20 protein-coding genes and 1 CRISPR repeat array are annotated in these 23,158 nt (G+C 46.7%); of the genes, 18 read left to right on the top strand and 2 right to left on the bottom strand.

Annotated features, from left to right (window positions below; translation table 11 throughout):
* The first annotated feature begins 5 nt into the window (after nt 1-5).
* The 12 genes from cas3 to DW835_RS10970 all read left to right on the top strand — a co-directional run bounded on the left by cas3 (nt 6) and on the right by DW835_RS10970 (nt 14,162).
* Nucleotides 6-2,165, top strand: a complete 2,160-nt coding sequence (gene cas3, locus DW835_RS11025; protein WP_118731110.1) for a CRISPR-associated helicase Cas3' — start codon at nt 6-8, stop codon at nt 2,163-2,165.
* Between the two features lie 379 nt (nt 2,166-2,544).
* A complete protein-coding gene (cas5c, locus tag DW835_RS11020) occupies nt 2,545-3,207 on the top strand; it encodes a type I-C CRISPR-associated protein Cas5c (protein WP_118731109.1) in 663 nt (220 codons plus the stop codon).
* Complete coding sequence (cas8c, locus tag DW835_RS11015; RefSeq protein WP_118731108.1) at nt 3,204-4,934, top strand: type I-C CRISPR-associated protein Cas8c/Csd1; 1,731 nt, start codon at nt 3,204-3,206, stop codon at nt 4,932-4,934. Before cas5c ends, cas8c begins: the two co-directional genes overlap by 4 nt.
* Nucleotides 4,935-5,846 carry a type I-C CRISPR-associated protein Cas7/Csd2 gene (gene cas7c / locus DW835_RS11010; RefSeq protein WP_118669564.1) on the top strand — a complete coding sequence of 304 codons (912 nt, stop codon included), beginning with the start codon at nt 4,935-4,937 and terminating at the stop codon, nt 5,844-5,846. It abuts the gene before it with no gap.
* A complete protein-coding gene (gene cas4 / locus DW835_RS11005) occupies nt 5,846-6,511 on the top strand; it encodes a CRISPR-associated protein Cas4 (RefSeq protein WP_118731107.1) in 666 nt (221 codons plus the stop codon). The genes cas7c and cas4 overlap by 1 nt, the downstream gene beginning before the upstream one ends.
* Nucleotides 6,508-7,539, top strand: a complete 1,032-nt coding sequence (cas1c, locus tag DW835_RS11000) for a type I-C CRISPR-associated endonuclease Cas1c (protein WP_118538661.1) — start codon at nt 6,508-6,510, stop codon at nt 7,537-7,539. The genes cas4 and cas1c overlap by 4 nt, the downstream gene beginning before the upstream one ends.
* Before the next feature lie 8 nt (nt 7,540-7,547).
* Nucleotides 7,548-7,838 (top strand): CRISPR-associated endonuclease Cas2, encoded by a 291-nt coding sequence (cas2, locus tag DW835_RS10995; RefSeq protein WP_118538659.1) that lies wholly within the window; start codon nt 7,548-7,550, stop codon nt 7,836-7,838.
* Between the two features lie 174 nt (nt 7,839-8,012).
* Nucleotides 8,013-10,826: a CRISPR direct-repeat array (repeat unit 32 nt; unit sequence GTCGCTCCCCTCGTGGGAGCGTGGATTGAAAT).
* A 56-nt stretch (nt 10,827-10,882) separates the two neighbouring features.
* The gene (locus DW835_RS10990) at nt 10,883-11,068 is read left to right on the top strand and encodes a hypothetical protein (RefSeq protein ID WP_118538657.1); all 186 of its coding nucleotides are present in this window, start codon (nt 10,883-10,885) and stop codon (nt 11,066-11,068) included.
* Nucleotides 11,069-11,344: 276 nt separating this feature from the next.
* The gene (locus tag DW835_RS10985; protein ID WP_118538655.1) at nt 11,345-11,533 is read left to right on the top strand and encodes a type II toxin-antitoxin system HicA family toxin; all 189 of its coding nucleotides are present in this window, start codon (nt 11,345-11,347) and stop codon (nt 11,531-11,533) included.
* 1 nt (nt 11,534) lies between these two features.
* Nucleotides 11,535-11,921, top strand: a complete 387-nt coding sequence (locus DW835_RS10980) for a type II toxin-antitoxin system HicB family antitoxin (protein WP_118538654.1) — start codon at nt 11,535-11,537, stop codon at nt 11,919-11,921.
* A 39-nt stretch (nt 11,922-11,960) separates the two neighbouring features.
* Nucleotides 11,961-13,121, top strand: coding sequence for an aromatic amino acid transport family protein (locus tag DW835_RS10975; RefSeq protein WP_118669561.1), 1,161 nt, complete (start codon nt 11,961-11,963; stop codon nt 13,119-13,121).
* A gap of 24 nt (nt 13,122-13,145) precedes the next feature.
* Nucleotides 13,146-14,162, top strand: coding sequence for a metallophosphoesterase (locus DW835_RS10970; protein ID WP_118669560.1), 1,017 nt, complete (start codon nt 13,146-13,148; stop codon nt 14,160-14,162).
* 33 nt (nt 14,163-14,195) lie between these two features.
* Here the strand turns inward: DW835_RS10970 and DW835_RS10965 are convergent, their stop codons facing one another.
* Nucleotides 14,196-14,750 carry a hypothetical protein gene (locus DW835_RS10965; RefSeq protein ID WP_117466533.1) on the bottom strand — a complete coding sequence of 185 codons (555 nt, stop codon included), beginning with the start codon at nt 14,748-14,750 and terminating at the stop codon, nt 14,196-14,198.
* Nucleotides 14,751-14,930: 180 nt separating this feature from the next.
* Between DW835_RS10965 and DW835_RS10960 the strand changes: the two genes are divergently transcribed.
* Complete coding sequence (locus DW835_RS10960) at nt 14,931-15,986, top strand: transglutaminase domain-containing protein (RefSeq protein ID WP_118731106.1); 1,056 nt, start codon at nt 14,931-14,933, stop codon at nt 15,984-15,986.
* 21 nt (nt 15,987-16,007) lie between these two features.
* Here the strand turns inward: DW835_RS10960 and DW835_RS10955 are convergent, their stop codons facing one another.
* The gene (locus DW835_RS10955) at nt 16,008-16,973 is read right to left on the bottom strand and encodes a tRNA-dihydrouridine synthase family protein (RefSeq protein WP_118731105.1); all 966 of its coding nucleotides are present in this window, start codon (nt 16,971-16,973) and stop codon (nt 16,008-16,010) included.
* Between the two features lie 237 nt (nt 16,974-17,210).
* On the opposite strand from DW835_RS10955, the gene DW835_RS10950 reads away from it, so the two are divergent.
* The 5 genes from DW835_RS10950 to DW835_RS10930 all read left to right on the top strand — a co-directional run bounded on the left by DW835_RS10950 (nt 17,211) and on the right by DW835_RS10930 (nt 22,916).
* The gene (locus DW835_RS10950) at nt 17,211-17,891 is read left to right on the top strand and encodes a class I SAM-dependent methyltransferase (RefSeq protein WP_118731134.1); all 681 of its coding nucleotides are present in this window, start codon (nt 17,211-17,213) and stop codon (nt 17,889-17,891) included.
* A gap of 123 nt (nt 17,892-18,014) precedes the next feature.
* Nucleotides 18,015-19,325, top strand: coding sequence for a glycoside hydrolase family 28 protein (locus DW835_RS10945; protein ID WP_118731104.1), 1,311 nt, complete (start codon nt 18,015-18,017; stop codon nt 19,323-19,325).
* 74 nt (nt 19,326-19,399) lie between these two features.
* Nucleotides 19,400-20,872 carry a C69 family dipeptidase gene (locus tag DW835_RS10940; protein WP_118731103.1) on the top strand — a complete coding sequence of 491 codons (1,473 nt, stop codon included), beginning with the start codon at nt 19,400-19,402 and terminating at the stop codon, nt 20,870-20,872.
* A gap of 252 nt (nt 20,873-21,124) precedes the next feature.
* Nucleotides 21,125-21,577, top strand: coding sequence for a MarR family transcriptional regulator (locus DW835_RS10935; protein ID WP_118731102.1), 453 nt, complete (start codon nt 21,125-21,127; stop codon nt 21,575-21,577).
* A complete protein-coding gene (locus DW835_RS10930) occupies nt 21,567-22,916 on the top strand; it encodes an MATE family efflux transporter (protein WP_347559375.1) in 1,350 nt (449 codons plus the stop codon). Before DW835_RS10935 ends, DW835_RS10930 begins: the two co-directional genes overlap by 11 nt.
* Nucleotides 22,917-23,158: the final 242 nt, after the last annotated feature.

Below are 23,158 nucleotides of genomic sequence, written 5' to 3'. Positions count from 1 at the left end.
AGAACATGAAATACCTTGCACACATTGATGGGGACAGAGAGCAATCAGTAAAAGAACATTTACAGGGAACCGCAGAGCTTGCAGAAAAATTTGCTGCAAAATTCAGGAAAGCGGACTGGGGATATTGTTGTGGGATGTTACATGACATTGGAAAATATTCCGCGGAATTTCAAAAGAAGATCAAAGAAAATCTGGATATCCGGGTGGATCATTCCACTGCCGGGGCGAAGGTCTGCGAAAATTTAGATGGCTACTATTGGCTTCTGACTTACTGCATAGCAGGGCATCATGCAGGGTTGCCGGATCTGGGACGAGAGGGATTGCCGTCCTCTTTGCTGGGGAGACTTAAGAAAAGGTTGTGCGATTACAGTGCGTATGAAAAGGAAATAGAAATCCCTCAAATTACCACACCACCCATTGCCATGAATCCGGAAAAGGATCCAAACTTTGCGCTGAGTGTATTTATTCGCATGCTGTATTCCTGCCTGGTGGATGCCGATTTTCTGGATACAGAACAGTTTATGAACAACGGAACGGTTCAAAGGGATTCCGGAGAGAACATGGATGTTCTTTTGGAAAAATTGCAAAATTACATAGCAAAATGGCTTATAAATCGGAATGATACTACGATTGATGGAAGACGATCTGAAATTCTCCGGAACTGTCTGGAAATGGGAAAGTCCTCCAAAGGATTGTTTCAGCTTACGGTACCCACCGGTGGTGGCAAAACTGTGGCTTCTCTGGCATTTGCGTTGCAGCATGCGGTGGAGAACCATATGGACCGTGTGATTTATGTGATTCCCTATACCAGTATTATCGAGCAGAATGCGCAGGTGTTCAGGGAAATCCTGGGTAGTGAAAATGTGTTGGAAAATCACAGCAATGTAGACTATGAGAGCTCGGAAGAGTTCAAACCCATGCAGTTGGCGGCGGAAAACTGGGATAAACCGGTGGTGGTTACCACAAATGTCCAGTTTTTTGAATCCCTGTATGCCAATAAGTCCTCCAAATGCAGGAAATTACATAATATAGTAAACAGTGTCATCATATTCGATGAAGCGCAGATGCTTCCTGCGAATTATTTGAAACCGTGCATGGCAATGATAGAGGAACTGTTGCAACAATATGGCACGAGTATCGTGCTGTGTACGGCGACACAACCGGCATTACAGCAGTTTCTGCCTGAAAAGTATGTTGCCCGGGAATTATGCCCACGGAGAGAGGAACAATTTCGATTTTTTGAAAGGGTAACCTATCAGAATATTGATACCATCACGGAAGAGGAAATGGCGGAGAAACTACAGCAGGAGTGGCATGCACTGTGTATCGTGAACACGCGAAAAAGAGCACAGCGGCTTTACGAACGGCTGCAGGGAGAGGGCGTTTATCATTTATCAACCACCATGTATCCGGCGCATAGAAGACGAGTGCTTGCGGAGATTAGAGAACGTTTGGATGACAAAAAAGGAAAAAAATGTATCGTCATTTCGACCAGTCTCGTGGAAGCCGGAGTGGATCTGGATTTTACTTCGGTATATCGGGAACTAGCCGGTGTGGATTCCATTATTCAGGCAGCAGGACGTTGTAATCGAAATGATAAAAGAGGAAAGGAAGAGAGCATTGTCCGCATCTTCCAGTGGGAAGACAAGGAAAGGGTATCCGGACAGCGGCAGCAGATCGACACGACGAAAAATCTGCTGGCGGAGGGCAGAGATATTACTGCACTGGATAATATCACAGAATATTTTCGGAGACTATATCGCATCAAGGGCGAAAGCCTGGATATAAAGAAAATATTGGACAAGTTCAAGGACGGAAATTATCAATTTGCAACAGTAGCCGGAGAATTTAATCTGATTGAGGAAAATACAGTTACGGTATATATCAACAGAGAACCGGAAGCGGAGGCTCTTTTGCAGGAAATTCGGCAGCAGGGACTGACAAAGAGCCGTATGCGAAAAGCAGGGCAATATTGTGTAAGTGTTCGGAAAAAAGGGGAATATGAGAAACGGAATATGTTGTTTGAAGAAATGCGTGATGCGGGGATGGTAGAAGCGGTAGACCCGGATGCGCAGGATTTTTATGTGCTGACGCAGGAGGAACAATACCGGGAAGACACCGGATTGAAACTGGAAGTGGAATTGGGCGGAATGATGATGGTTTAATATTGCAGGAAATGGAAGTGGCGGTACACGATGGAAAAGTGTACCGCTACTCTTGTAAGTTAATGAAAATTACAATTATTTCAATCCACAGGATATACCTGACATTGAAAGTATAACATATAATTCAAAAAAATCTAATAGTTTTAGCGATAATTTCAATTGAAATTATCATTACGAATAAAAATAAGCATTGCAAATATATTAGACTTGTAGTATAGTGAATTTGTCAGATAAATATAGATAATCTAAAATATTGTCATAACATATCTACAAAAAGACAGTGTTTTACAAGGGGGGTATTATTGTCAGACAGAAAATAGTACTACAAGGGAACAGTAAACGGGAACAGCGCTTTCATTGTGGAAAGAAGGTGGAATAAATGGGAGTCGGAGTAAAAGTAAATGTATGGGGAGACTATGCACTATTTACAAGACCCGAACTTAAGACAGAACGCTACAGCTATGACATCATCACGCCCTCAGCGGCACGCGGCATTTTGGAAGCTATCTATTGGCATCCGGGAATGCGGTGGATCATCGACAAAATCTATGTCAAAAACCCTATTCAATTTACCAGTGTACGGCGGAATGAAGTAACCAGTAAAATTTCAAAAAGTAAAATGCTAGATGCGTATAATGGCGTGGGTAAGCCATTGTATATATGCACCAAGGATGAGATTGTGCAACGCGCGTCCGTTTTGCTATGCAATGTTTCGTATGTTGTCGAGGCGCATTTCGAAATCACACCCAAAGCAACGGATTCTGATAATTCTGGAAAGTTCAAGGACATTATTATGAGACGATTGAGAAGAGGAGAATGCTATCATATGCCTTACTTTGGCTGTAGAGAATTTCCTGCCAATTTCGCACTCTGTGAGGAAGAAGAAATCCATACCGCTTATGATGTGGTCGCAGAGAAGGACTTGGGATTAATGTTATACGACATGGATTACAGTGATCCGGAAAATATCCAGCCTATGTTTTTCCGGGCAATAATGCGTCACGGCGTGGTGGATCTGAGAGATTGCGAGGTGCTGCGATGATACTACAGGCACTGGTAAAATACTATGAAAATCTGGCAGAACAGGGGAAAGTATCCAGGTTGGGATGGTGCCATGCGAAAGTGTCCTATGAAATCAATTTGTCTTCGGAGGGGGATATCATAGGTATTACTTCCCGAAAAATAGAGGATATGCGTGGTAAGAAAGTAGTCTGGGTACCGACAAATCTCGTCGTGCCGGAGATGGTGACCAGATCTTCCGGTGTGGCAGCTAATTTTCTGTGCGACAATTCCAAGTATATGCTGGGTATTGACGCAGATGGAACGAACTCACGTGTAGTGGATTGCTTCCAGGCGACGAAAGAAAAGCATGGACAGATTCTGCAATCTGCACAGGGAAAAACAGCCCGGGCAATTTTAGCCTATTTTGAAAAATGGGATCCGCAGAAAGCATCAGAACATCCTGTGATTCGGGAAAACTGGGAAGAATTGACAGAAGGCGGCAATCTTATTTTCTCTGTGGAAGGGCAGGAAGCACAGGAAGATCCGGAGATTCGAGACTGTTGGGAAAACTATCGGGCGCGGAATGGTGGAGAAGATAACGGCATTTGCCTGGTTACCGGTAAAAAAGCCGAGATATCACGAATCCATAAAGCAATCAAAGGAGTACCCGGGGCACAGTCCAGCGGAGCGGCGCTGGTATCATTCAATGCACCGTCATTTGAGTCTTATGGAAAGGAACAGAGTTATAATGCGCCGGTGGGAAAATATGCGGAATTTGCATATACCACGGCACTGAATTATCTGCTGTCCCAGCGGGATTACACCTTTTTCCTGGGGGATTCCATGATCGTGTACTGGGCAGAAAGCGGTAAAGAGCAGTATCAGAAATGTTTTCTGAATATGTTTAAACCCACGAAAGATAATCAGAAAAAACTGAAGGACATTTTCGACAGCCTGAAAGAAGGCACCAGGGTTTACTTAGAAGATGCGGAGATGGATCCGAAACAGAATTTTTACATACTGGCGCTGGCACCAAATGCAGCACGATTGTCGGTCCGTTTTTTCTATGTAAATTCGTTTGGGAAAATCATACAGAATATAGCAGACCATTATGAGCGGCTCAAGATTGTAAAACCGGCATGGGAAGAACAGGATTATCTGGGGATTCGTGACATGCTGAATGAAACCGTGAATCAGAAATCAAAAGATAAGACACCGGTTCCGAACATGGCAGCCCTTGTATTGCAGGCGATTCTGTCGGGCGGACGATATCCGGCAAGTCTGTATACCTACACACTGATCCGCATTCGGGCAGAGTGCGGTAACGTGAACTGGAAACGTGCTGCTATCATCAAAGCAGTTTTGATCAAAAATTATAATTGTATGAAAGGAGAAAATCTCATGGGATTGAACGAAGACCGCAATGATATAGCCTATGTATTGGGAAGATTGTTTTCCGTATTGGAAAGCATACAGAAAGAAGCAAACCCGACAATCACTACGACAATTCATGACCGCTACTTTAATTCCGCATGTGCTACGCCGGCAGTTATTTTCCCGGTGTTGCTCAAACTGAAAAACAGCCATATGAAAAAGTTGGAACGGGATAAAGGCGGAGCGAAAGTCTATTACGAAAAAGAAGTTGGGAAAATTATGGGCAAATTTGACGATTTCCCGAAACGCTTATCCCTGGAACAGCAGGGGCAGTTTGCACTTGGCTACTATCATCAACAGCAGGAAAAATATAAAAAAGGGGAGGACAAATAAATGAGTGAAGCTATTAAAAACAGATATGAGTTCGTAGTATTATTTGATGTGGAGAACGGTAATCCCAATGGAGATCCTGATGCGGGCAATATGCCAAGAGTCGATCCAGAGAGCGGACTGGGCTTGGTAACGGATGTCTGCCTGAAACGTAAGATCCGTAATTATGTCGAGACCGTAAAAGAGGATGCTCAGGGATATAAGATTTACATCAAAGAAGATGTACCTTTAAATCGCAGTGACAGAGAAGCCTGTGCGGATATGGGAATCACCGAAACGGATGATAAAAAGGTGACAGAGGAACTTAAAAAGTTAAAGAAAAATGATCCCGGTGTAGATATTAAACTGAAGGATTATATGTGCCGGAATTTCTATGATATCCGTACATTTGGTGCCGTAATGACTACTTTTGTAAAAGCATCGTTGAACTGCGGTCAGGTGAGAGGACCCGTGCAGATTGGATTTGCCAGAAGTATCGATCCGATCATCAGTCAAGAAGTAACTATCACCAGAGTTGCCATCACCACAGAAAAGGACGCGGAAAACAAGAATACGGAAATGGGTAGAAAGACCATCGTTCCTTATGGACTGTACCGGGCAGAAGGCTATATTTCCGCAAATCTGGCGCGGAAAGTAACCGGATTTTCCGAAGACGATTTGGAATTACTATGGGAAGCAATTCTTAACATGTTCGAGGTAGACCACTCTGCAGCGAGAGGCAATATGGCAGTGCGGGAACTGATTGTATTCAAGCATAGCAAAGAACTGGGAGACTGCCCGGCTTATAAATTGTTCGATGCCGTAGAAGTAAAGAGAAACGAGGGCGTGGAATATCCCAGAAAATATCAAGATTATACAGTTACCGTTCACGAGGAGCAGATTCCTGATTCTGTGGAAGTGAGAAGGATGAATTAATGGAATATGCAGAAGATGATTATCTCATGATATCCGGGATCCAGCATTTCAGATTCTGCAAAAGACAGTGGGCGCTGATCCATATAGAGCAGCAGTGGGCTGAAAATGAACATACGGTAATCGGTGAATTAATGCATAAGAAAGCGCATGATCCATATCTTACCGAAAAAAGAAGAGACACGATCATAGCGAGAGCATTACCCGTGGCGTCCAGAGAAATGGGCGTCACGGGTGAGTGTGATGTGGTGGAATTTCACAGATGTGAGGATGGAATCCGTCTGCATGGGCACAGGGGCAATTTTTCGGTATATCCGATCGAATACAAAAAGGGAAAGCCGAAGATCACAGAGGAAGACAAATTACAATTAGCTGCGCAGGCAATGTGCCTGGAAGAAATGTTTTCCACACAGATTCCGGAAGGTGCACTGTTTTACGGAGAGACAAAACGGAGGGAAATCGTGGAGATCACGGAAGAACTTCGCAGTGAAGTGAAGGAAATGTTTCAGGAAATGCATCAATATTACGAACGGCAATATACGCCGAAAGTAAAGACGGGAAAAGGATGCACATCCTGCTCCTTAAAGGAGCTCTGCATGCCAAGACTCGGGAAAACCGGTTCTGTGAAAAACTATATGGAACAGGCGCTTATGGAGGAAAACGTATGAAAAAATTGCTGAATACGTTATATGTTACTTCCGAAAACAGTTATCTTGCTCTGGATGGTGAAAATATTGTAATTTATGATGACAAGAAAGAATTGGGCAGAGTTCCGCTGCATAATCTTGAGGGAATTGTATCATTCGGATATCGGGGAACCAGCCCGGCACTTATGGGTGCCTGTGCAGAACGAAATATTTCTCTGTGTTACATGACTCCCCAGGGAAAATTCCTGGCACGGGTCACCGGGAAAGTGCGGGGTAACGTGATTCTGCGGGAACAACAGTATGCCAGCAGCAAAGATGAACAGGTGGGATTGGAGATTGCTCAAAATTGTATCCTTGGAAAAGTACATAATGCCAGGTGGGTTCTGGAGCGGGCAGTCAGAGATCATAGTATGCAGATTGATGCAGAGCGGGTAAAAAAGGCATCTGAAATGCTGAAAAATTCTCTGATGTTGATTCAGAATAGCACATCCAGGGACGAACTCAGGGGATATGAAGGAGAGGCAGCCAGTATTTATTTTAGCGTGTTTGACGAATTGATTCTGCAGCAGAAAAAAGATTTTACATTTCAGGGCAGGAATAAGAGACCGCCTCTCGACAAAATGAATGCGATGCTGTCTTTTGTGTATACGTTGCTGACGAATACGGAGGCATCTGCACTGGAGTGTGTAGGACTGGATCCCTGTGTTGGATATCTACATACAGAACGCCCGGGCAGAGTATCTTTGGCATTGGACATGATGGAGGAACTGCGATCCGTGCTGGCAGATCGCTTTGTGTTGTCGTTGGTAAATAAACGGATGATCACAGCCAAGAATTTTACCCAAAAGGAAAACGGTGCGGTTCTCCTGGATGATGATGGACGAAGACTGATACTGACGGAGTGGCAGAATCGAAAAAAAGAAACCATAACACATCCCTATTTGCAGGAAAAGTTGGAATGGGGCATGGTACCCTATGTGCAGGCAATGCTGTTGGCGCGGTATCTACGTGGGGATCTGGACGGTTATCCTGCATTCCTGTGGAAGTGAGGTGCGATATGTTAGTATTGATCACATACGATGTCAACACAGAAAATGCGACCGGAAAAGCGAGATTACGCAAAGTGGCAAAACAATGCGTTAATTATGGCAGAAGAGTTCAGAATTCTGTGTTTGAATGTATTTTGGATAATGCTCAGAGCATTGCATTGAAGGCAACACTTGAGGATATTATTGATACAGAAAAGGACAGTCTTCGATTCTACTATCTGGGTAATAAATATCAGACCAAGATTGAACATATCGGGGTAGACAGAGGAATCGCCCCGGATCAGACACTGATTTTGTAACTGATGCGAAAGCCAAGCATACATAAAATGCCTGGGGGATTCGCACCTTATAAATTATGCGATTTATTGAAATAACATACAAAGATATTTTTAATTAAAATAATTTGTTGTTAAGATTAAATATTTTAGACAATTTTTGCTGAGAGAAAAGAGAACTTTTTGGCGAAAATTGCTGTCGCTCCCCTCGTGGGAGCGTGGATTGAAATCTGCTGGACAGATGCATTACTAAGCAGAACATCGTCGCTCCCCTCGTGGGAGCGTGGATTGAAATGTCCGGTGTTGTTGCAATCGTAAAAGGTGCAGGATAGTCGCTCCCCTCGTGGGAGCGTGGATTGAAATATAGTTGGATGACAGGTTTTCGGTGACTTTTTAAGTCGCTCCCCTCGTGGGAGCGTGGATTGAAATCAGTGACATATTGGTCAGCTTGTAACTACACCGGGTCGCTCCCCTCGTGGGAGCGTGGATTGAAATACATTTTGGCGTTGAGCAAGTAGCAACCACATTACGTCGCTCCCCTCGTGGGAGCGTGGATTGAAATCAAGAATCACGGTAACCTTGTTACAACAGGAACGTCGCTCCCCTCGTGGGAGCGTGGATTGAAATGTGCTCGTAGACACCCATAAAATAATCTTTACCGTCGCTCCCCTCGTGGGAGCGTGGATTGAAATTATGAAATCTGCACTGGGCGGCATAATATGCACCGTCGCTCCCCTCGTGGGAGCGTGGATTGAAATTATAAGATTGTCTGTCTCGTATTCGATCGGTTTGTGTCGCTCCCCTCGTGGGAGCGTGGATTGAAATTGAGACGGCTGCAGGTGGTGGCACCGGTAATATGTCGCTCCCCTCGTGGGAGCGTGGATTGAAATTGAGCAGAGGCACTATTAAGCAAAACATCAATAGTCGCTCCCCTCGTGGGAGCGTGGATTGAAATGGGATCCGGAGTGTCCGCTTACATTTAACACGGTGTCGCTCCCCTCGTGGGAGCGTGGATTGAAATAACAGAATGCGACATCAAACTACCTCACTTTCTGTCGCTCCCCTCGTGGGAGCGTGGATTGAAATAGTTATATGTGGAACGGAATGTTCCAGGGAAAGTCGTCGCTCCCCTCGTGGGAGCGTGGATTGAAATCTTTTTCAGCATCTTTGAGCAGAAATGAAAATACTGTCGCTCCCCTCGTGGGAGCGTGGATTGAAATATCCAGCACAAAAGCCTGTAGCAGTCCTTAAAAGTCGCTCCCCTCGTGGGAGCGTGGATTGAAATAGAACGGTGAATTACTCTACATGGCTACACATCCGTCGCTCCCCTCGTGGGAGCGTGGATTGAAATATCCATCTCTCCCTGGCAATGATCAAAGCAGTTTGGTCGCTCCCCTCGTGGGAGCGTGGATTGAAATTTCTGAAGCTCCTCCGATAATATCTTTTCCTCCAGTCGCTCCCCTCGTGGGAGCGTGGATTGAAATATGCAGTGTATTCCCGGAATGGGAGTACTGACAGGGGTCGCTCCCCTCGTGGGAGCGTGGATTGAAATATTTACCTGATAGATGTTGATTCGGTCTTCGGAGTCGCTCCCCTCGTGGGAGCGTGGATTGAAATCTACCATGGCTTACACTACTGCTCTACGCGTGCGATCGTCGCTCCCCTCGTGGGAGCGTGGATTGAAATAAAAAGAGCAGGCAGAATGTTTATCTGCACAGGAAGTCGCTCCCCTCGTGGGAGCGTGGATTGAAATACAAAATCGTTAATATCGATTGCGTACTTGTCTGGTCGCTCCCCTCGTGGGAGCGTGGATTGAAATTAGATGTTGCTACGGGTAACAGCAAGACAGCAGAAGTCGCTCCCCTCGTGGGAGCGTGGATTGAAATTACGGTACTCAGAAGTTGCAGAAGCATATTACCATCGCTCCCCTCGTGGGAGCGTGGATTGAAATACACAATACTGTGGATAATCGTCCGGTACTGCGGTCGCTCCCCTCGTGGGAGCGTGGATTGAAATCTGCGCAATGAATAAAATATTTTGCCCCGTTGTACGTCGCTCCCCTCGTGGGAGCGTGGATTGAAATTACCGGGGTAGCGTAAATGGCGTGCAAGCCAATTGTCGCTCCCCTCGTGGGAGCGTGGATTGAAATATGTCAATACAGCGTGTGCTGCGAAGAGCTTTCCGTCGCTCCCCTCGTGGGAGCGTGGATTGAAATCGGTTTCCGGCTGTACCTTAGTTGCAGCATCGGCGTCGCTCCCCTCGTGGGAGCGTGGATTGAAATGATGCTATCACCGAAGAGGTTTCCGGAGCCGGTGGTCGCTCCCCTCGTGGGAGCGTGGATTGAAATATGTATGAGCCGGTATTTATCAAGACACAGGCAAGTCGCTCCCCTCGTGGGAGCGTGGATTGAAATCCTGGAGTTAAAGAGCAGCTGTGCCTCATCTATGTCGCTCCCCTCGTGGGAGCGTGGATTGAAATAAAGTAAGCCTTGACTGGTTAGTAACTGGAAAAGGTCGCTCCCCTCGTGGGAGCGTGGATTGAAATTCCGGAAAATAAAGGTAAATCGTCCGGGTCAGGACGTCGCTCCCCTCGTGGGAGCGTGGATTGAAATATCAAATTCACATCAACGCATCTGTCCAACTGCGGTCGCTCCCCTCGTGGGAGCGTGGATTGAAATCGCGGGGTTCCAATAGAGGTCTAACTTGCTTACGCGTCGCTCCCCTCGTGGGAGCGTGGATTGAAATGCTTCCAAGATCTAAGTACTGTATGGATGAGGCTGTCGCTCCCCTCGTGGGAGCGTGGATTGAAATATCTGATGTTAGACTGCGGACTCCGGCGTCAGGAAGTCGCTCCCCTCGTGGGAGCGTGGATTGAAATATTTCTGTCTTCATCCGGACTGCCTCCAATCTGTTGTCGCTCCCCTCGCGGGAGCGCGGATTGAAATGCACGGACGATGGGGATAATCTGTTTTTTCAACATGGTCGCTCCCCTTGCGGGAGCGACCATTGAAATAGAAAAGACAATCGTATATCATGTACTATGTGATTACATAGAAGGAGGATATCTAATTGAGTAAGACGGTTAGGCAAAGTGATTGGGCAACGGAAACGCATATGGAAGCCCTATTTTGGAGAAACGGAATGACACCGGAAGAATACGAGATGGAAAACAGATATTTGAGTAAAAATTTTTATAAGCAAAAAGATGGAAACTATATGCCACTTTGGATGCAAGAAGAGAACATGAAAGCATAATTAGTTCTTTGGATTTTTTTATTTACAGACAAGAAATACTTTATATTGAAATCAAAACAGATTGTAATAATTTCTTATACTATTCTATTTTATGTCTGATATTGTACAACATGTTGATAATTACAATATCTTTTAAAGTCAGTTTTAAGAAAATCTATTTATATTTCCTACGTAACAATTTGAATTTTTAATGTTATGTCGCATGGCTTTGTGTAAATTTGTGTATTTCGCTATTGATTTTGTGTAAGATTGTGTATAATATAAAAGGAGAAAAGAATGCATCCACGAAAGAAAACAATTAAAGAATTGGAAAAGAACGGTTTTATTTTTAAAAGACATGGAGCAAGTCATGATTTGTATTTTCAACCGAATACCAAGCAGACAATTCCTGTAAAACGTCATGATTTTAATGAAGATGATATGCGCTATATCTTCAAAGAAGCAAATATAGAAGGAGGCAAATGACATGCAATACACATATACCGCAGTTATTACTGAAAAAGATGGCACTTTCTATGCAAAGGTTCCGGATGTGGACGGGTGTATTACTACAGCATCGACTTTGGCAGAGGCGATTGCCCTTATTACAGATGCATTGAATCTTTGTCTTGTTGGTCTGGAAGATGAGGAAATTACTCCGAATGAGCCTACACCGCAGTCAGAGATTCCTCATTTACCGACAGATATTCTTACGATCATTCAGGCAGACACTATAAAATATCGTAGCATGACTGACACCAAGGCAGTTCGCAAAAATGTCTCGCTTCCGGCATGGATGTCCAAACTTGCCGATAAGCGAGGAATCAATTGCTCCAAAGTATTGCAGGAAGCACTTACCGCTAAACTTTTATAACTATAGAAAATCAGTATTTTTACCAAGGAGGTCCTCCCCATGTCCCACCCCATCCAATCCGAAGCCCATCTCACGACCTTCGAAGCCATCAGCATGATCGTCGGCAACAGCATCGGCACGGGCATCATTGCCGTTCCGTATCTTGCCACGAAGAACAGTATGCTGGATGTCGTGTGGATGGTATTGATTGCATATTGTGTGAACGTGATTCTGCACCTGATCATTGCCGAGTTGTCCTATAACAACGGTGGCGTCCAGCTGGTAAAAAGTTTCGAAGGAGAGCTGTTCCACGGCACAATGAAACAGATCTTCAGCTGGGGCGTATTTATTGTCTACGGGCTGGCCATCATGATTGGTGTCAGCGGTAATATCAACGGTGGCGCCCAGATATTTGTGAACTGGTTCGGGATGCCCTTCGTGGCGGCGCAGATTTTGTACTATGTGATCGCCGGAGTCGTGGTGTTTATCGGCATGAAAGCAGTAGGAATCGCGCAGAAATACGCAGTCATCGTCCTGATGGGAATCGTTGCGGTGATGACGGTGGGGACTTTTCTGCATCCGCTGAATACATTGCAACGGGCAGAGTTCCACTGGAACAACCTGTTGGCGCTGTACAGCATGGTGGTATTTGCCACTTCGGCCAATCAGGCGGTGATTCAGGTGGTGAAAGGTCTGGATGGCAACGCGAAACAGATCCGCCGCTCCATTTTCATCGGTTTTGGACTTTCCTCAGTGTTTGTCCTGATCGTAACGGGCACGGTTCTCCTGGGAACCAAGGGAGCGCTGGAAAAAGAACTGGCATACATGCAGTTGGGAGAGAGTATCGGTACCTGGGCGATGATCCTGGCAGGCGTATTTTCCCTGTTTGCTTTACTTACCACGTTCTGGAGCAATACTCTCGCCCTCCGCGATGTGGTTCATGAGCAGATCGGCAGCGGCAACCGCATCAGCTGGCTGATCGCCACAGTTCCCTGCATTCTGTTTGCCGTGTTTGGCGTGAACAGCTTTATCGTTCTGACCCGGATCATGAGCGGTGTAGTGGTACTGGTGAGCATCATGCTGGTGCTGACATACGGTAAATCCAGAAAAAATGCGGGCAGCAGTCCTATCTGCGGTGTGATCGGCACGGTGCCTTTTCAGGTGCTGATGGTGATTTCAACAGTACTTTCTGCAATAGGAGCATTGATCCCGTTGAGTTAATCCCCAAAAAGAAAAGAGATTCTTATGTATACTTCCAAAAACTTTCAGATTCGGGACGAAGAGACTTTTTCTCTTTGCATCCCGACGGACAGAGATTATAAAATATTGCAGCTGACGGATCTGCACCTTGGTTTCGGCATGTTTTCCGGGAAAAAGGACAGACTGGCGCTGGCAGCGGTGACGGAGCTGATTCGCCGGACGGGACCGGATCTGATCGTCCTGACCGGAGATTCTGTTTTCCCGTTTTTCCCGAAAAGCGGTACCATGAACAACCGAAAGCAGGCAGAAAAACTGCTGGCATTTCTGGATGGTTTTCAGATTCCCTATACTCTGGTCTTTGGTAACCATGACTGTGAAATGGGCTCCACCTGCAATAAGGAACAGCTGGCGGAGATTTTTGCCACGGGAAAATATGCGGTTTTTACCAAAGGAAGATATGAGCACAGTCCTCAGAATCCCATTACCGGCGTAGGGAATTTTGTAGTAGACCTCACAGATGATCAGGGAAAACTGTTACTTCCGCTGATTCTGCTGGATTCCAACATGTATGGTGACGGCTGGTTTTTCAGTGGTTTCGACCGGATCCATGAGGATCAGACGGACTGGTGCATGGAAAAACTGAACGAGAGAAAAGTGCCTGCCATGGCATTTTTCCACATGCCGCCCGCAGAATTTAAGGAAGCTTATGAGAAAATGAAATTGGGCGATCACAGCGTGATTTATGAACACGGCAGTATCGGAGAAAAGGACGAGTACTTCGGAATATCGAATCAACCGCCACATTTTTTCGAAAAAGCGGTGGATAACGGCTGGCTGAAATGGATCTTCTGTGGACACGATCACCTGAATACATTATCCCTGATATATCAGGGCATCCGCATGACCTACGGAATGTCCATTGATTATCTGGGATATTCCGGCATTGCGAAGCAATATATCCAGCGTGGAGCTACGCTGATCACGAGGAAGACAGACGGGAACATAGATATCACTATGGTACCGTTGACAACGGTTATTTCGACACGAGTAAGGGGAGCCTGATGAAAGGCTCCCCTTAATGGTTCAAAGCGGAAATTAGTAATTGATACCGCTGATGCCGAGTACTCCGTTCTGGACATTGAAGGTGATGTTGGGGCCGTCACCGGTGCTGTAGAGGGTGAAGCCTGCCATGCTGGGGCTTAATTCGGACAGATCAGCATTAGCCATAGAGTCTTTCAATTCAGGGGTGAAGATTTTGTCTGCACCTAAGGCAATCAGGTCTTCCCTGGTTTCGATCACACTGCCATCGCCCAGAGCAACATAGACCGGATAATTGACCAGATCAGCGAGTGCATCCAGGTCTTCAGCGGCTACGGCATCCTGGATCTTTTTAGCGAAAGCGGCAGCATCCTCTGTGGAAACTGCAAAGTTATCCTCGTAAGAAGTACCGTTGGTCGCATCAGCAGAAGCTTCTGTAGTTGTCTCAGCACTAGCTTCAGCAGCAGAACTTTCAGCAGTAGAAGCCTCCGCACCGATTTCGGAAGTCACCGTACTTTCCGCCGAAGCTGCTCCATTTCCCTGACTGCCACAGGCAGCAAAAGACAATACCATCACAGTAGTTAAAAGTGTACAGATCATTTTGTTTTTCATAAGTAAAACTCCTCTCTTAAATAAAACCATATCTTACAGGTCTCTGATGGTTAGACTATGCATCTGCTGCAAAAGTTTCAAAAAATATCAAAAAAATATCAAAAACATCCACCCAAAAGAAAAACCTTCTGTTAAAATGTAAAAATAAGACAGATGAAAACAATAGAATAGGAAACTACCATGGAACCATATTACTACCAGAAAATGAACAAGCCCCAGCAGGCCGCCTATCACGCCATGCATCAGGGAGTGCTGGCGCTGGCAGACGAGATCCAGTTGCCGCGGATCCCGGCGGAAGAATTGTATGACGTATTTTTCCGACTGCGGCTGGATCATCCGGAGATCTTCTGGGTGGTGAGTTATCGGTATAGATATTATCAGGACTCCCCCAATATCATCTTCGTGCCGGAGTATCTGTTTGAGAAAAATAAGATCAGAGAACATCAGAAAGCCATGCAGTCCCGGGTGGAAAAGCTGGCAAGACCTGCCGCAAAGTTCACAGAGTGGGAAAAAGAGAAGTACATTCACGACTTTATCTGCGAAAATATCACCTACGATAAGTTGAAAAAGCCCTATTCCCATGAGATTATCGGACCGCTGGGACAGGGTGTGGGTGTCTGCGAGGGCATTGCCAAATCGGTGAAGGTGCTTTGTGATGCGCTGGGTGTATGGTGTGTAATCGCTATCTGCGGCAACAATCCGGAGAAAGGGATCAAGTACCGTCACACCTGGAATATTGTGCGGATCGGCGGGCAGTATTACCATCTGGATGCCACATTTGACAATACATTGGGAAAACATCAGGGCAATGCGGAAGCACCCGGAGAGATCCGCTACGACTATTTCAATCTGGGAGATAAAGCAGTGTTCCGGGATCATGAACCGTTGATCGCCCCGGCACCCGGCTGTCCGGACAACGATCATTTTTATTACAAGGAGAAAAAACTTTCCTTTACGAAAACGGAAGAAGTATATAAAAGAGCACAGCAGATGGCGAAAAAAGGCCGGGCCATGACGTTCCAGTGGCGGGGAGGCTATCTGACCAGAGAAGTCTTGCAGGAACTGTTGGAACTGATCCGCAAGGCAGGCGAGGAGCGGCAGAAGACCGCCCGGATCAGCTTCAACTGGCCACAGGCGGTCATTCATTTCAGCTATGTGGAAAATGCAGGCATCCCGGAGCCGGAGGTCGTCATGGAAGACGCCAACGAAGGAGAACAGTTCGACACTGGGGAATAAAGGTATGGGATGATGTCAGGATCAAGAATTCTCCGACTGCAATGCGCACTCCCGGAATAACGCATTGACGGCCAGCTTATAGTCGCTGGCATCTGTGGCTTTGCGGATCTTTTTTACGTATTTGTCCGGAGATTCGAAGCTGTGGCTTAAGAAAGTCCAGAGATCCTTCATCTTATAGAGCGTATTGGTATCGCCGGACATGATCTCCTGATAACCGGTCAGGAGGGAAGTGTGGAATTCCTTCAGGACAGCCAGCCGCTCTTCACAAGACAGCAGCGCAACACTCTCCGTGGAGGCAGCCTTCAATTCCTGCAATAATCCCGGATTCTGCAAAATTCCCCGGCCGATCATGACCGTATCGATACTGGGAAGCTTCGTAAGAATCTGCGTTAGCGACTCCGGAGAGGTAATATCCCCGTTATAGCACAGCGGACATTGCAGGGCTTCCACCGCCTCTGCGAAAGCCTCCAGATGGGGTGTCCCCTTGTAACCTTCCTTTTGCAGTCTGGGGTGAATGATCAGTTCCTTGATGGGGAATTTTTGATATATTTTAAGCAGTGGAGCCCATTCATCCATGTAGTCCATGCCGATGCGGGTCTTGATGGAGATTTCCAGTGGACATTTTTCGAAGATCTCGTCCAGAAAATTCTCCAGTTCCCGGGGCGTGCCTAAGAAGCCGGCACCACGGTTTCTTGCCACCACCGTCCCGGAAGGACAGCCCAGATTCAGATTGACCTCGTGGTAGCCATATCCGGCCAGCTGCTCTGCCAGCGACAGAAATTCCTCCGCCTTATTGGTCAGGATCTGCGGTACAGTGTACATGCCCACATTATGTTCTGGAAGCACATCGTTGCGTTCTCTGCTGTTCATGTGCCGATTGGAGATAAAAGGGGTAAAATATTTGTCCATGCCGCCGTAACAGCGGTTCCAGTTAGTGCGGAAATTATAAGTGGTCAGTCCCTCCATGGGGGCAAGATAATATTTCATAAAAAATGTATGCCTTTCCGTAACCTGCAAGCGTTCCACTGCATTTTCGGCGTATGCTTTCGCAGATTGTACTTTGTATCGGGTGTTTTGCCAAATCCCTTATTCAGAGATATTCTCAATAACGGGATTGCCCTTTACATGATTATAAACAGTTACTATTATAATAGAGATAGTAAAAATTGCAAAGAAAACCGCAAAGATCCAAAAAGAAAGCGGCTGGAAGAAGGAATAAAGATCATGACTGAAAAAACAGAAAATAATACCATAAACCTAACCACCAACGAACGCACCCAGCAGGAGATCACCATCTCCGGCAACCCCGGGAAACCGGTCGGGGAGGATGGGGAGAAGATGCTGCGTCGCATGAACGAAAGCCACTACGCAGTGACCGGCTGGGCGCTGGAACACTGGAAGATCCGGGAAAATGACCGGATTCTGGACATCGGCTGCGGTGGAGGAGCAACTCTGAAACGCATGAGTGAAGAGGTGCGTGACGGACATCTGATCGGAGTGGATTATTCCGCCACTTCACTGGAGCTTTCCGGGAAAACCAATGCAGAAGCACTGCAGCAGGGAAAAATGGATCTCGTGGAAGCCTCAGTGGAAAAACTGCCCTTTGCGGACAATGCTTTTGACAAGATCATTACGGTGGAAAGCTTTTATTTCTGGCCGGATCCCGCGGAGAATCTGAAAGAAGTCTACCGGGTATTGAAGGAGCAGGGAACCTTTTTACTGGTGGCCGACATTTACCAGAAGGAGGATCTGCCGGAACAGGTGCGGGAAAACATTCAAAGATTCCATCTGTTTAATCCCACACCGGAAGAATTCCGGGAACTGCTGGAAAATGCAGGATTTGAAGAGGTACGGATTCACTTAAAAGACGGCGAGGACTGGATCTGCGCGGAAGGGCACAAATAAGCAGTAGAACCTTTCGGAAAAACGCAAAAACCGGGTGGAAGTCCGAAACGGAACACGCTAGAATCAGAAACATAGAAAATGTGAAAGTATCCATGAAAATATTCAAAGGAGAAAACAATAACCATGTATAATCAGAATTATAAAGTAGAACTTCCCCAGTTCCCGGGCCGGGAGGTGTCCATAGCAGAATACGGCGCGAAGAGCGGCGATTTGCAGATCGAGACCGGCAGACACAATGCGGAGGCCATTAACCGCGCGATCTGCGAAGTGTCGGAGCAGGGGGGCGGTACGGTAAGAGTTCCCGCAGGCATCTGGGCGGTGGCTCCGCTCCGGCTGTTAAGCGGTGTCAATCTTCATCTGGACAGTCAGGCTATGTTAAAATTCATCAAGTCCAAAGAGGACTATCCGCTGCGGATCACCAGCTATGAAGGTCAGGACTGCATTCGCACCGTATCTCCCGTTACCGCGGAAAATGCAGAAAACATCGCCATTACCGGAGAAGGCATCATTGACGGCAGCGGTGATAAATGGCGTCCGATCAAGAAGTTTAAGATGACGGAAAAGCAGTGGGATGCGTTGTTTACCATCAGTCCTTATGTGTTAGAGACGAAAGAAACAGCGATCTGGATGCCCACAGAGTCGATTTTAAAAGGAAATCACCACAACATTCAGGGAAGCACCGAGGAAGCACTGGCCGCCGCGGCACCCTATTACGATTTTTACCGCCCGGTGATGATCAGTCTGCGCCATTGCAAAAATGTGCTTCTGCAAGGCGTAACGTTCATGAACTCTCCGGCATGGAATATCCACCCCTATTTCTGCGAGAACCTTACGGTGGAGCATATACAGGTCCGCAATCCTTATTATGCCCAGAACGGTGACGGCATTGATGTGGAGTCCTGCACTAATGTGCATATTCATCACAGTGTTTTTGAGACCGGAGATGATGCCATCTGCATGAAGTCCGGCAAAAATGCCATTGCCCGCAAGATTCAGGGGCCCTGCAGCAATGTTTACATCCATGACTGTCTGGTGAACGAAGGCCATGGCGGCTTCGTCATCGGCAGTGAGATGTCCCGCGGAGTAAAGGATATTCTGGTGGAGAACTGTACTTTCGTGGGAACCGATGTGGGTGTCCGCATGAAGAGTGCGCTGGGCCGCGGCGGCGTGGTGGAAAATATCACTCTCCGCAATATCCATATGAGCGAGATCAAGGGCGAGGCAGTGATCCTGACCATGTCCTATGTGCTCAATTCCCTGAACCGGGAAGAGACCATTGCCATGGAAAATGAGGACGACATCCCGTATTTCAGAAATCTGCAGATGGAGAATATTGAAGTCACCGGCTGCAGACAGTTCACAAAGATCGAGCCTTTACAGGGCAGGCCGGAGACAATTCAAAATGTAGTCATTAACGGACAGAAGCTGGCATAAGTGCCAGGACTGGAACACAGATTTCCGGTGCCGGAGAAGAAAATTTTGAAACACAGTATCAGGAGGTAATGATTATGCCATGTACAACCATATTAGTAGGAAAAAAGGCATCTTATGACGGTTCCACCATGATCGCCCGGAATGACGATTCTCCTTCGGGGCAGTTCACACCGAAGAAATTCGTTGTGGTGCATCCGGAAGAACAGCCGAAAAAATACAAATCCGTGCTTTCCCATGTGGAGATCGATCTGCCGGAGGATCCCATGCGTTATACCGCAGTTCCCAATGCACTGGACGGAGAGGGTATCTGGGCGGCGCACGGTATCAATGCGGCAGGTGTGGGCATGACGGCCACAGAGACCATCACTTCCAATGCCAGAGTTCTGGGAGCGGATCCACTGGTGGAATATGTTCCGGCGAAGGATGGTATGGAAGAGATCTCCGGCGGCATCGGCGAGGAGGACATTGTGTCTCTGGTGCTTCCTTACATTCACAGTGCCAGAGAGGGTGTCACACGTCTGGGAAGCCTGTTGGAGAAATACGGTACCTACGAGATGAACGGTATTGCTTTTTCCGATAAAAACGAGATCTGGTGGCTGGAGACCATCGGCGGCCATCACTGGATCGCCCGGAGAGTGCCGGACGACGCTTATGTGGTGATGCCGAACCAGTTCGGAATCGATGCCTTTGATCTGGAAGATGCGCTGACGGAGCAAAAGGAGCATATGTGTTCCGCGGATCTGAAAGAATTTATTGAAAAGAACCACCTGGATCTGTCACAGGACGGCAATTTTTCCGCCAGAGATGCCTTTGGAAGCCATGACGATTCCGACCATGTATACAATACCGCAAGAGCCTGGTATATGCTGCGGACCCTGAATCCCCGTACAAAGGTCTGGGATGGCCCGAATGCAGAGTACACACCGTTTTCCGATGATCTGCCCTGGTGCATGGTGCCGGAGAAGAAGATCACGGTGGAAGATGTAAAATATGTGCTTTCTTCCCATTATCAGGGAACGCCCTATGATCCTTATGCTTCGTATGGGGATAAAACTATGTGTGGAGCATATCGTTCCATTGGTATTAACCGTAATGATGTTATGACTTTGATTCAGATGCGCCCGGAGGGCGAGCCAATCCAGTGGCTGGCGTTTGCATCCAATGCATTTAATGTGCTGGCTCCGTTCTACACGGACATGGATACGACACCCGGCTACCTGTCCGGAACCAACGGAAAAGTCTCCACCGAGAACTTCTACTGGATGAGCCGTATGATCGCAGCCATGGCCGATGCTTCTTATAGCAAATCCGTGTTCCATATCGAACGTTATCAGGAAAAGGTGGCAGCGAAAAGCCACGAGATCCTGAACCGTTACGATACATTGCTGGAGCAGGAGACTGACGAGGAAACTCGTAAAAAATTACAGGAAGAGGCCAACGAAAAGATTGCTGGGATGCTTCAGTGCGCGGCAGCCGATACTTTGGACAAGGTCCTGTATGAACTCAGTGGGCAGATGAAAAACGCCTATGCCAGATCGGATGCGTAAACAGTTCTATAAGTTAAAATCATATGATTTGAAATTGAAATAAAGAAAATAAAGAAAAGCAAAAAATGAAGTCTATGGAAAAAACAGCAGATTCTCCCAAAAGAGTCTGCTATTTTCATGTTTATGTCTTCGCGTTTATGAAAATATCTCATTGACAAATTGAAATTGGCCCCATATAATTACCAAAGATAATTATCAAAGGTAACTATAAAGACAAAATATGGGATAAAAAAGATATCCGAGAGGAAAAAAATGACGATTCAGACGATAAAACGAATGTTGGATGCCTGTTATCAGGCAAAAAGAATCCGGGAGATGCTTCCGGCGCTGCCCTCAGGCGTGACACCCTCTTATATTCATTTTCTGGATGTGATCCAGATTCTGGAGCGACAGGGTATCACTGTGAAGATTTCAGATATCAGCGACTATCTGAATATCCCCCGTCCCGGTGTGACCCGGACTGTGAAGGAAATGGAAAAAAAGGGATATCTGCGGAAAACGAATGCAACGGAGGACGGTAGGATCACCTATATTTCCTTGACCGAAGAGGGACGAAAGTTGTCGGAAAAATATAACGAGAATTATTTTTCCGGTCTGGCACCGTATCTGGAGAGCATTTCCGAAGCAGATGCGGAAGCTATGATACACGCCATAGAGACTTTTTATCAGGTGATGTGCGAGAGGAGAGAGAAGTTTGAAAAATAAAGAAAATGACATGATGGATTTTACACAAGGAAGCATTTTGAAAAAGTTGCTTCGCTTCATGGTTCCCATTTTGGGAGCACTGATCTTACAGGCGGCCTACGGTGCGGTAGACCTGCTGGTAGTGGGACGGTTCGGCTCCACCTCGGGATTGTCCGGAGTCTCTACCGGTAGTCAAGTGCTGAATCTGGTAACTTTCGTGGTGACTCAGCTGGCAATGGGTATTACTGTGCTGATCGCACGGTATCTGGGAGAGAAGAAGGAGGAGCAGATCGGCAGTATCATCGGCGGCGGAACCGTTGTATTTGCAGTGATTTCACTGGTGCTGTTTGTAATTATGGTGGGCTTTGCCCGTCCTATTGCGGTTCTCATGCAGGCGCCGGAAGAGGCGGTAGAGCTGACCGCAGCTTACATCCGGACCTGTGGTGCCGGAATCTTTTTTATCGTGGCATATAATGTATTGTCCGCGATCTTTCGAGGACTTGGTGACAGCAATTCACCGCTGCTGTTTGTCTTCGTGGCATGCATTGTCAATGTCGTGGGTGATCTGGTGCTGGTGGCAGGACTGGGCATGGATGCCATGGGAGCAGCGCTGGCTACTGTTTTTGCACAGGCATTGAGCGTAGTGTTTGCAATTGTACGCCTTGTGAAAAAGGGACTGCCCTTTACCATTACCGGATACGATTTCCGTTGGAATCCCCAGTGCGGTAAATTCCTGCAGATTGGTCTGCCGTTAGCTTTGCAGGAGTGTCTGACGCAAGGCTCTTTCCTGGCACTGTGTGCCTTTGTCAACCGCCTGGGACTTGAAGCTTCCTCCGGCTACGGCGTGGCATGCAAAATCGTTAACTTTGCCATGCTGATCCCCAGTGCACTGATGCAGTCCACTTCTTCTTTCGTGTCACAGAATGTAGGTGCCGGAGAACAGAAGCGGGCGAAGAAGACCATGTTCACCGGTATCGGCATCGGACTTTTGGTGGGATGCTTTGCCTTTTCACTGGTGTTCTTCCGGGGGGATCTGCTGGCAGGTATCTTCTCCGCGGATGCGGCAGTGGTGCAGAGAGGATATGAGTATCTGAAAGGTTTCGCACCGGAAACACTATTGACTGCTGTGCTGTTCAGCATGATGGGATATTTTAACGGTAATGGCAAGACCGTGTGGGTCATGCTTCAGGGACTGATCCAGACACTTCTCGTCCGACTTCCTTTCGCTTACTATATGAGTATCCAACCGGACGCATGTCTCACCAATATCGGCCTCGCAGCCCCCATCTCTACTGCAGTGGGCATTGTTCTGAATGTGGCTTTTTTTCTCTATTTGGAACATGCTGCCAAGCGTAGTTGATGGAGAGTTACGCGGGGAGTTCTGTTTGTATTAAAAACGCTATTTTTTCTAAAAAAAATACAAAAACAGGAGATTTTGCCATGCAAAAAGCTGTTATTTTCGCTGAGCGTGCAAAATGAAGAAATTCCGTACAAAAATTCCGGATTTGGGAATTTTTTTGTACGGAATTCATTGTTTTTAGAGTTTTTACACCAAACTAACTTGAGAGTTAGTGAAATACATTGGCAAAATCCACGAACTCC

It is taken from the genome of Clostridium sp. AM34-9AC (assembly GCF_003480225.1).
GTDB classification, from domain to species: domain Bacteria; phylum Bacillota; class Clostridia; order Lachnospirales; family Lachnospiraceae; genus Acetatifactor; species Acetatifactor acetigignens.
Note: the sequence above shows the minus strand (reverse complement) of the source record. Positions and strands in the feature narration are given on the sequence as shown.

Excerpts from the sequence above, each read along its gene's own strand:
- cas3 (WP_118731110.1), top strand. The coding sequence starts at position 6 with ATGAAATACCTTGCACACATTGATGGGGACAGAGAGCAATCAGTAAAA.
- cas5c (WP_118731109.1), top strand. The coding sequence starts at position 2,545 with ATGGGAGTCGGAGTAAAAGTAAATGTATGGGGAGACTATGCACTATTT.
- cas8c (WP_118731108.1), top strand. The coding sequence starts at position 3,204 with ATGATACTACAGGCACTGGTAAAATACTATGAAAATCTGGCAGAACAG.
- cas7c (WP_118669564.1), top strand. The coding sequence starts at position 4,935 with ATGAGTGAAGCTATTAAAAACAGATATGAGTTCGTAGTATTATTTGAT.
- cas4 (WP_118731107.1), top strand. The coding sequence starts at position 5,846 with ATGGAATATGCAGAAGATGATTATCTCATGATATCCGGGATCCAGCAT.
- cas1c (WP_118538661.1), top strand. The coding sequence starts at position 6,508 with ATGAAAAAATTGCTGAATACGTTATATGTTACTTCCGAAAACAGTTAT.
- cas2 (WP_118538659.1), top strand. The coding sequence starts at position 7,548 with ATGTTAGTATTGATCACATACGATGTCAACACAGAAAATGCGACCGGA.
- DW835_RS10985 (WP_118538655.1), top strand. The coding sequence starts at position 11,345 with ATGCATCCACGAAAGAAAACAATTAAAGAATTGGAAAAGAACGGTTTT.
- DW835_RS10980 (WP_118538654.1), top strand. The coding sequence starts at position 11,535 with ATGCAATACACATATACCGCAGTTATTACTGAAAAAGATGGCACTTTC.
- DW835_RS10975 (WP_118669561.1), top strand. The coding sequence starts at position 11,961 with ATGTCCCACCCCATCCAATCCGAAGCCCATCTCACGACCTTCGAAGCC.
- DW835_RS10970 (WP_118669560.1), top strand. The coding sequence starts at position 13,146 with ATGTATACTTCCAAAAACTTTCAGATTCGGGACGAAGAGACTTTTTCT.
- DW835_RS10965 (WP_117466533.1), bottom strand. The coding sequence starts at position 14,750 with ATGAAAAACAAAATGATCTGTACACTTTTAACTACTGTGATGGTATTG.
- DW835_RS10960 (WP_118731106.1), top strand. The coding sequence starts at position 14,931 with ATGGAACCATATTACTACCAGAAAATGAACAAGCCCCAGCAGGCCGCC.
- DW835_RS10955 (WP_118731105.1), bottom strand. The coding sequence starts at position 16,973 with ATGAAATATTATCTTGCCCCCATGGAGGGACTGACCACTTATAATTTC.
- DW835_RS10950 (WP_118731134.1), top strand. The coding sequence starts at position 17,211 with ATGACTGAAAAAACAGAAAATAATACCATAAACCTAACCACCAACGAA.
- DW835_RS10945 (WP_118731104.1), top strand. The coding sequence starts at position 18,015 with ATGTATAATCAGAATTATAAAGTAGAACTTCCCCAGTTCCCGGGCCGG.
- DW835_RS10940 (WP_118731103.1), top strand. The coding sequence starts at position 19,400 with ATGCCATGTACAACCATATTAGTAGGAAAAAAGGCATCTTATGACGGT.
- DW835_RS10935 (WP_118731102.1), top strand. The coding sequence starts at position 21,125 with ATGACGATTCAGACGATAAAACGAATGTTGGATGCCTGTTATCAGGCA.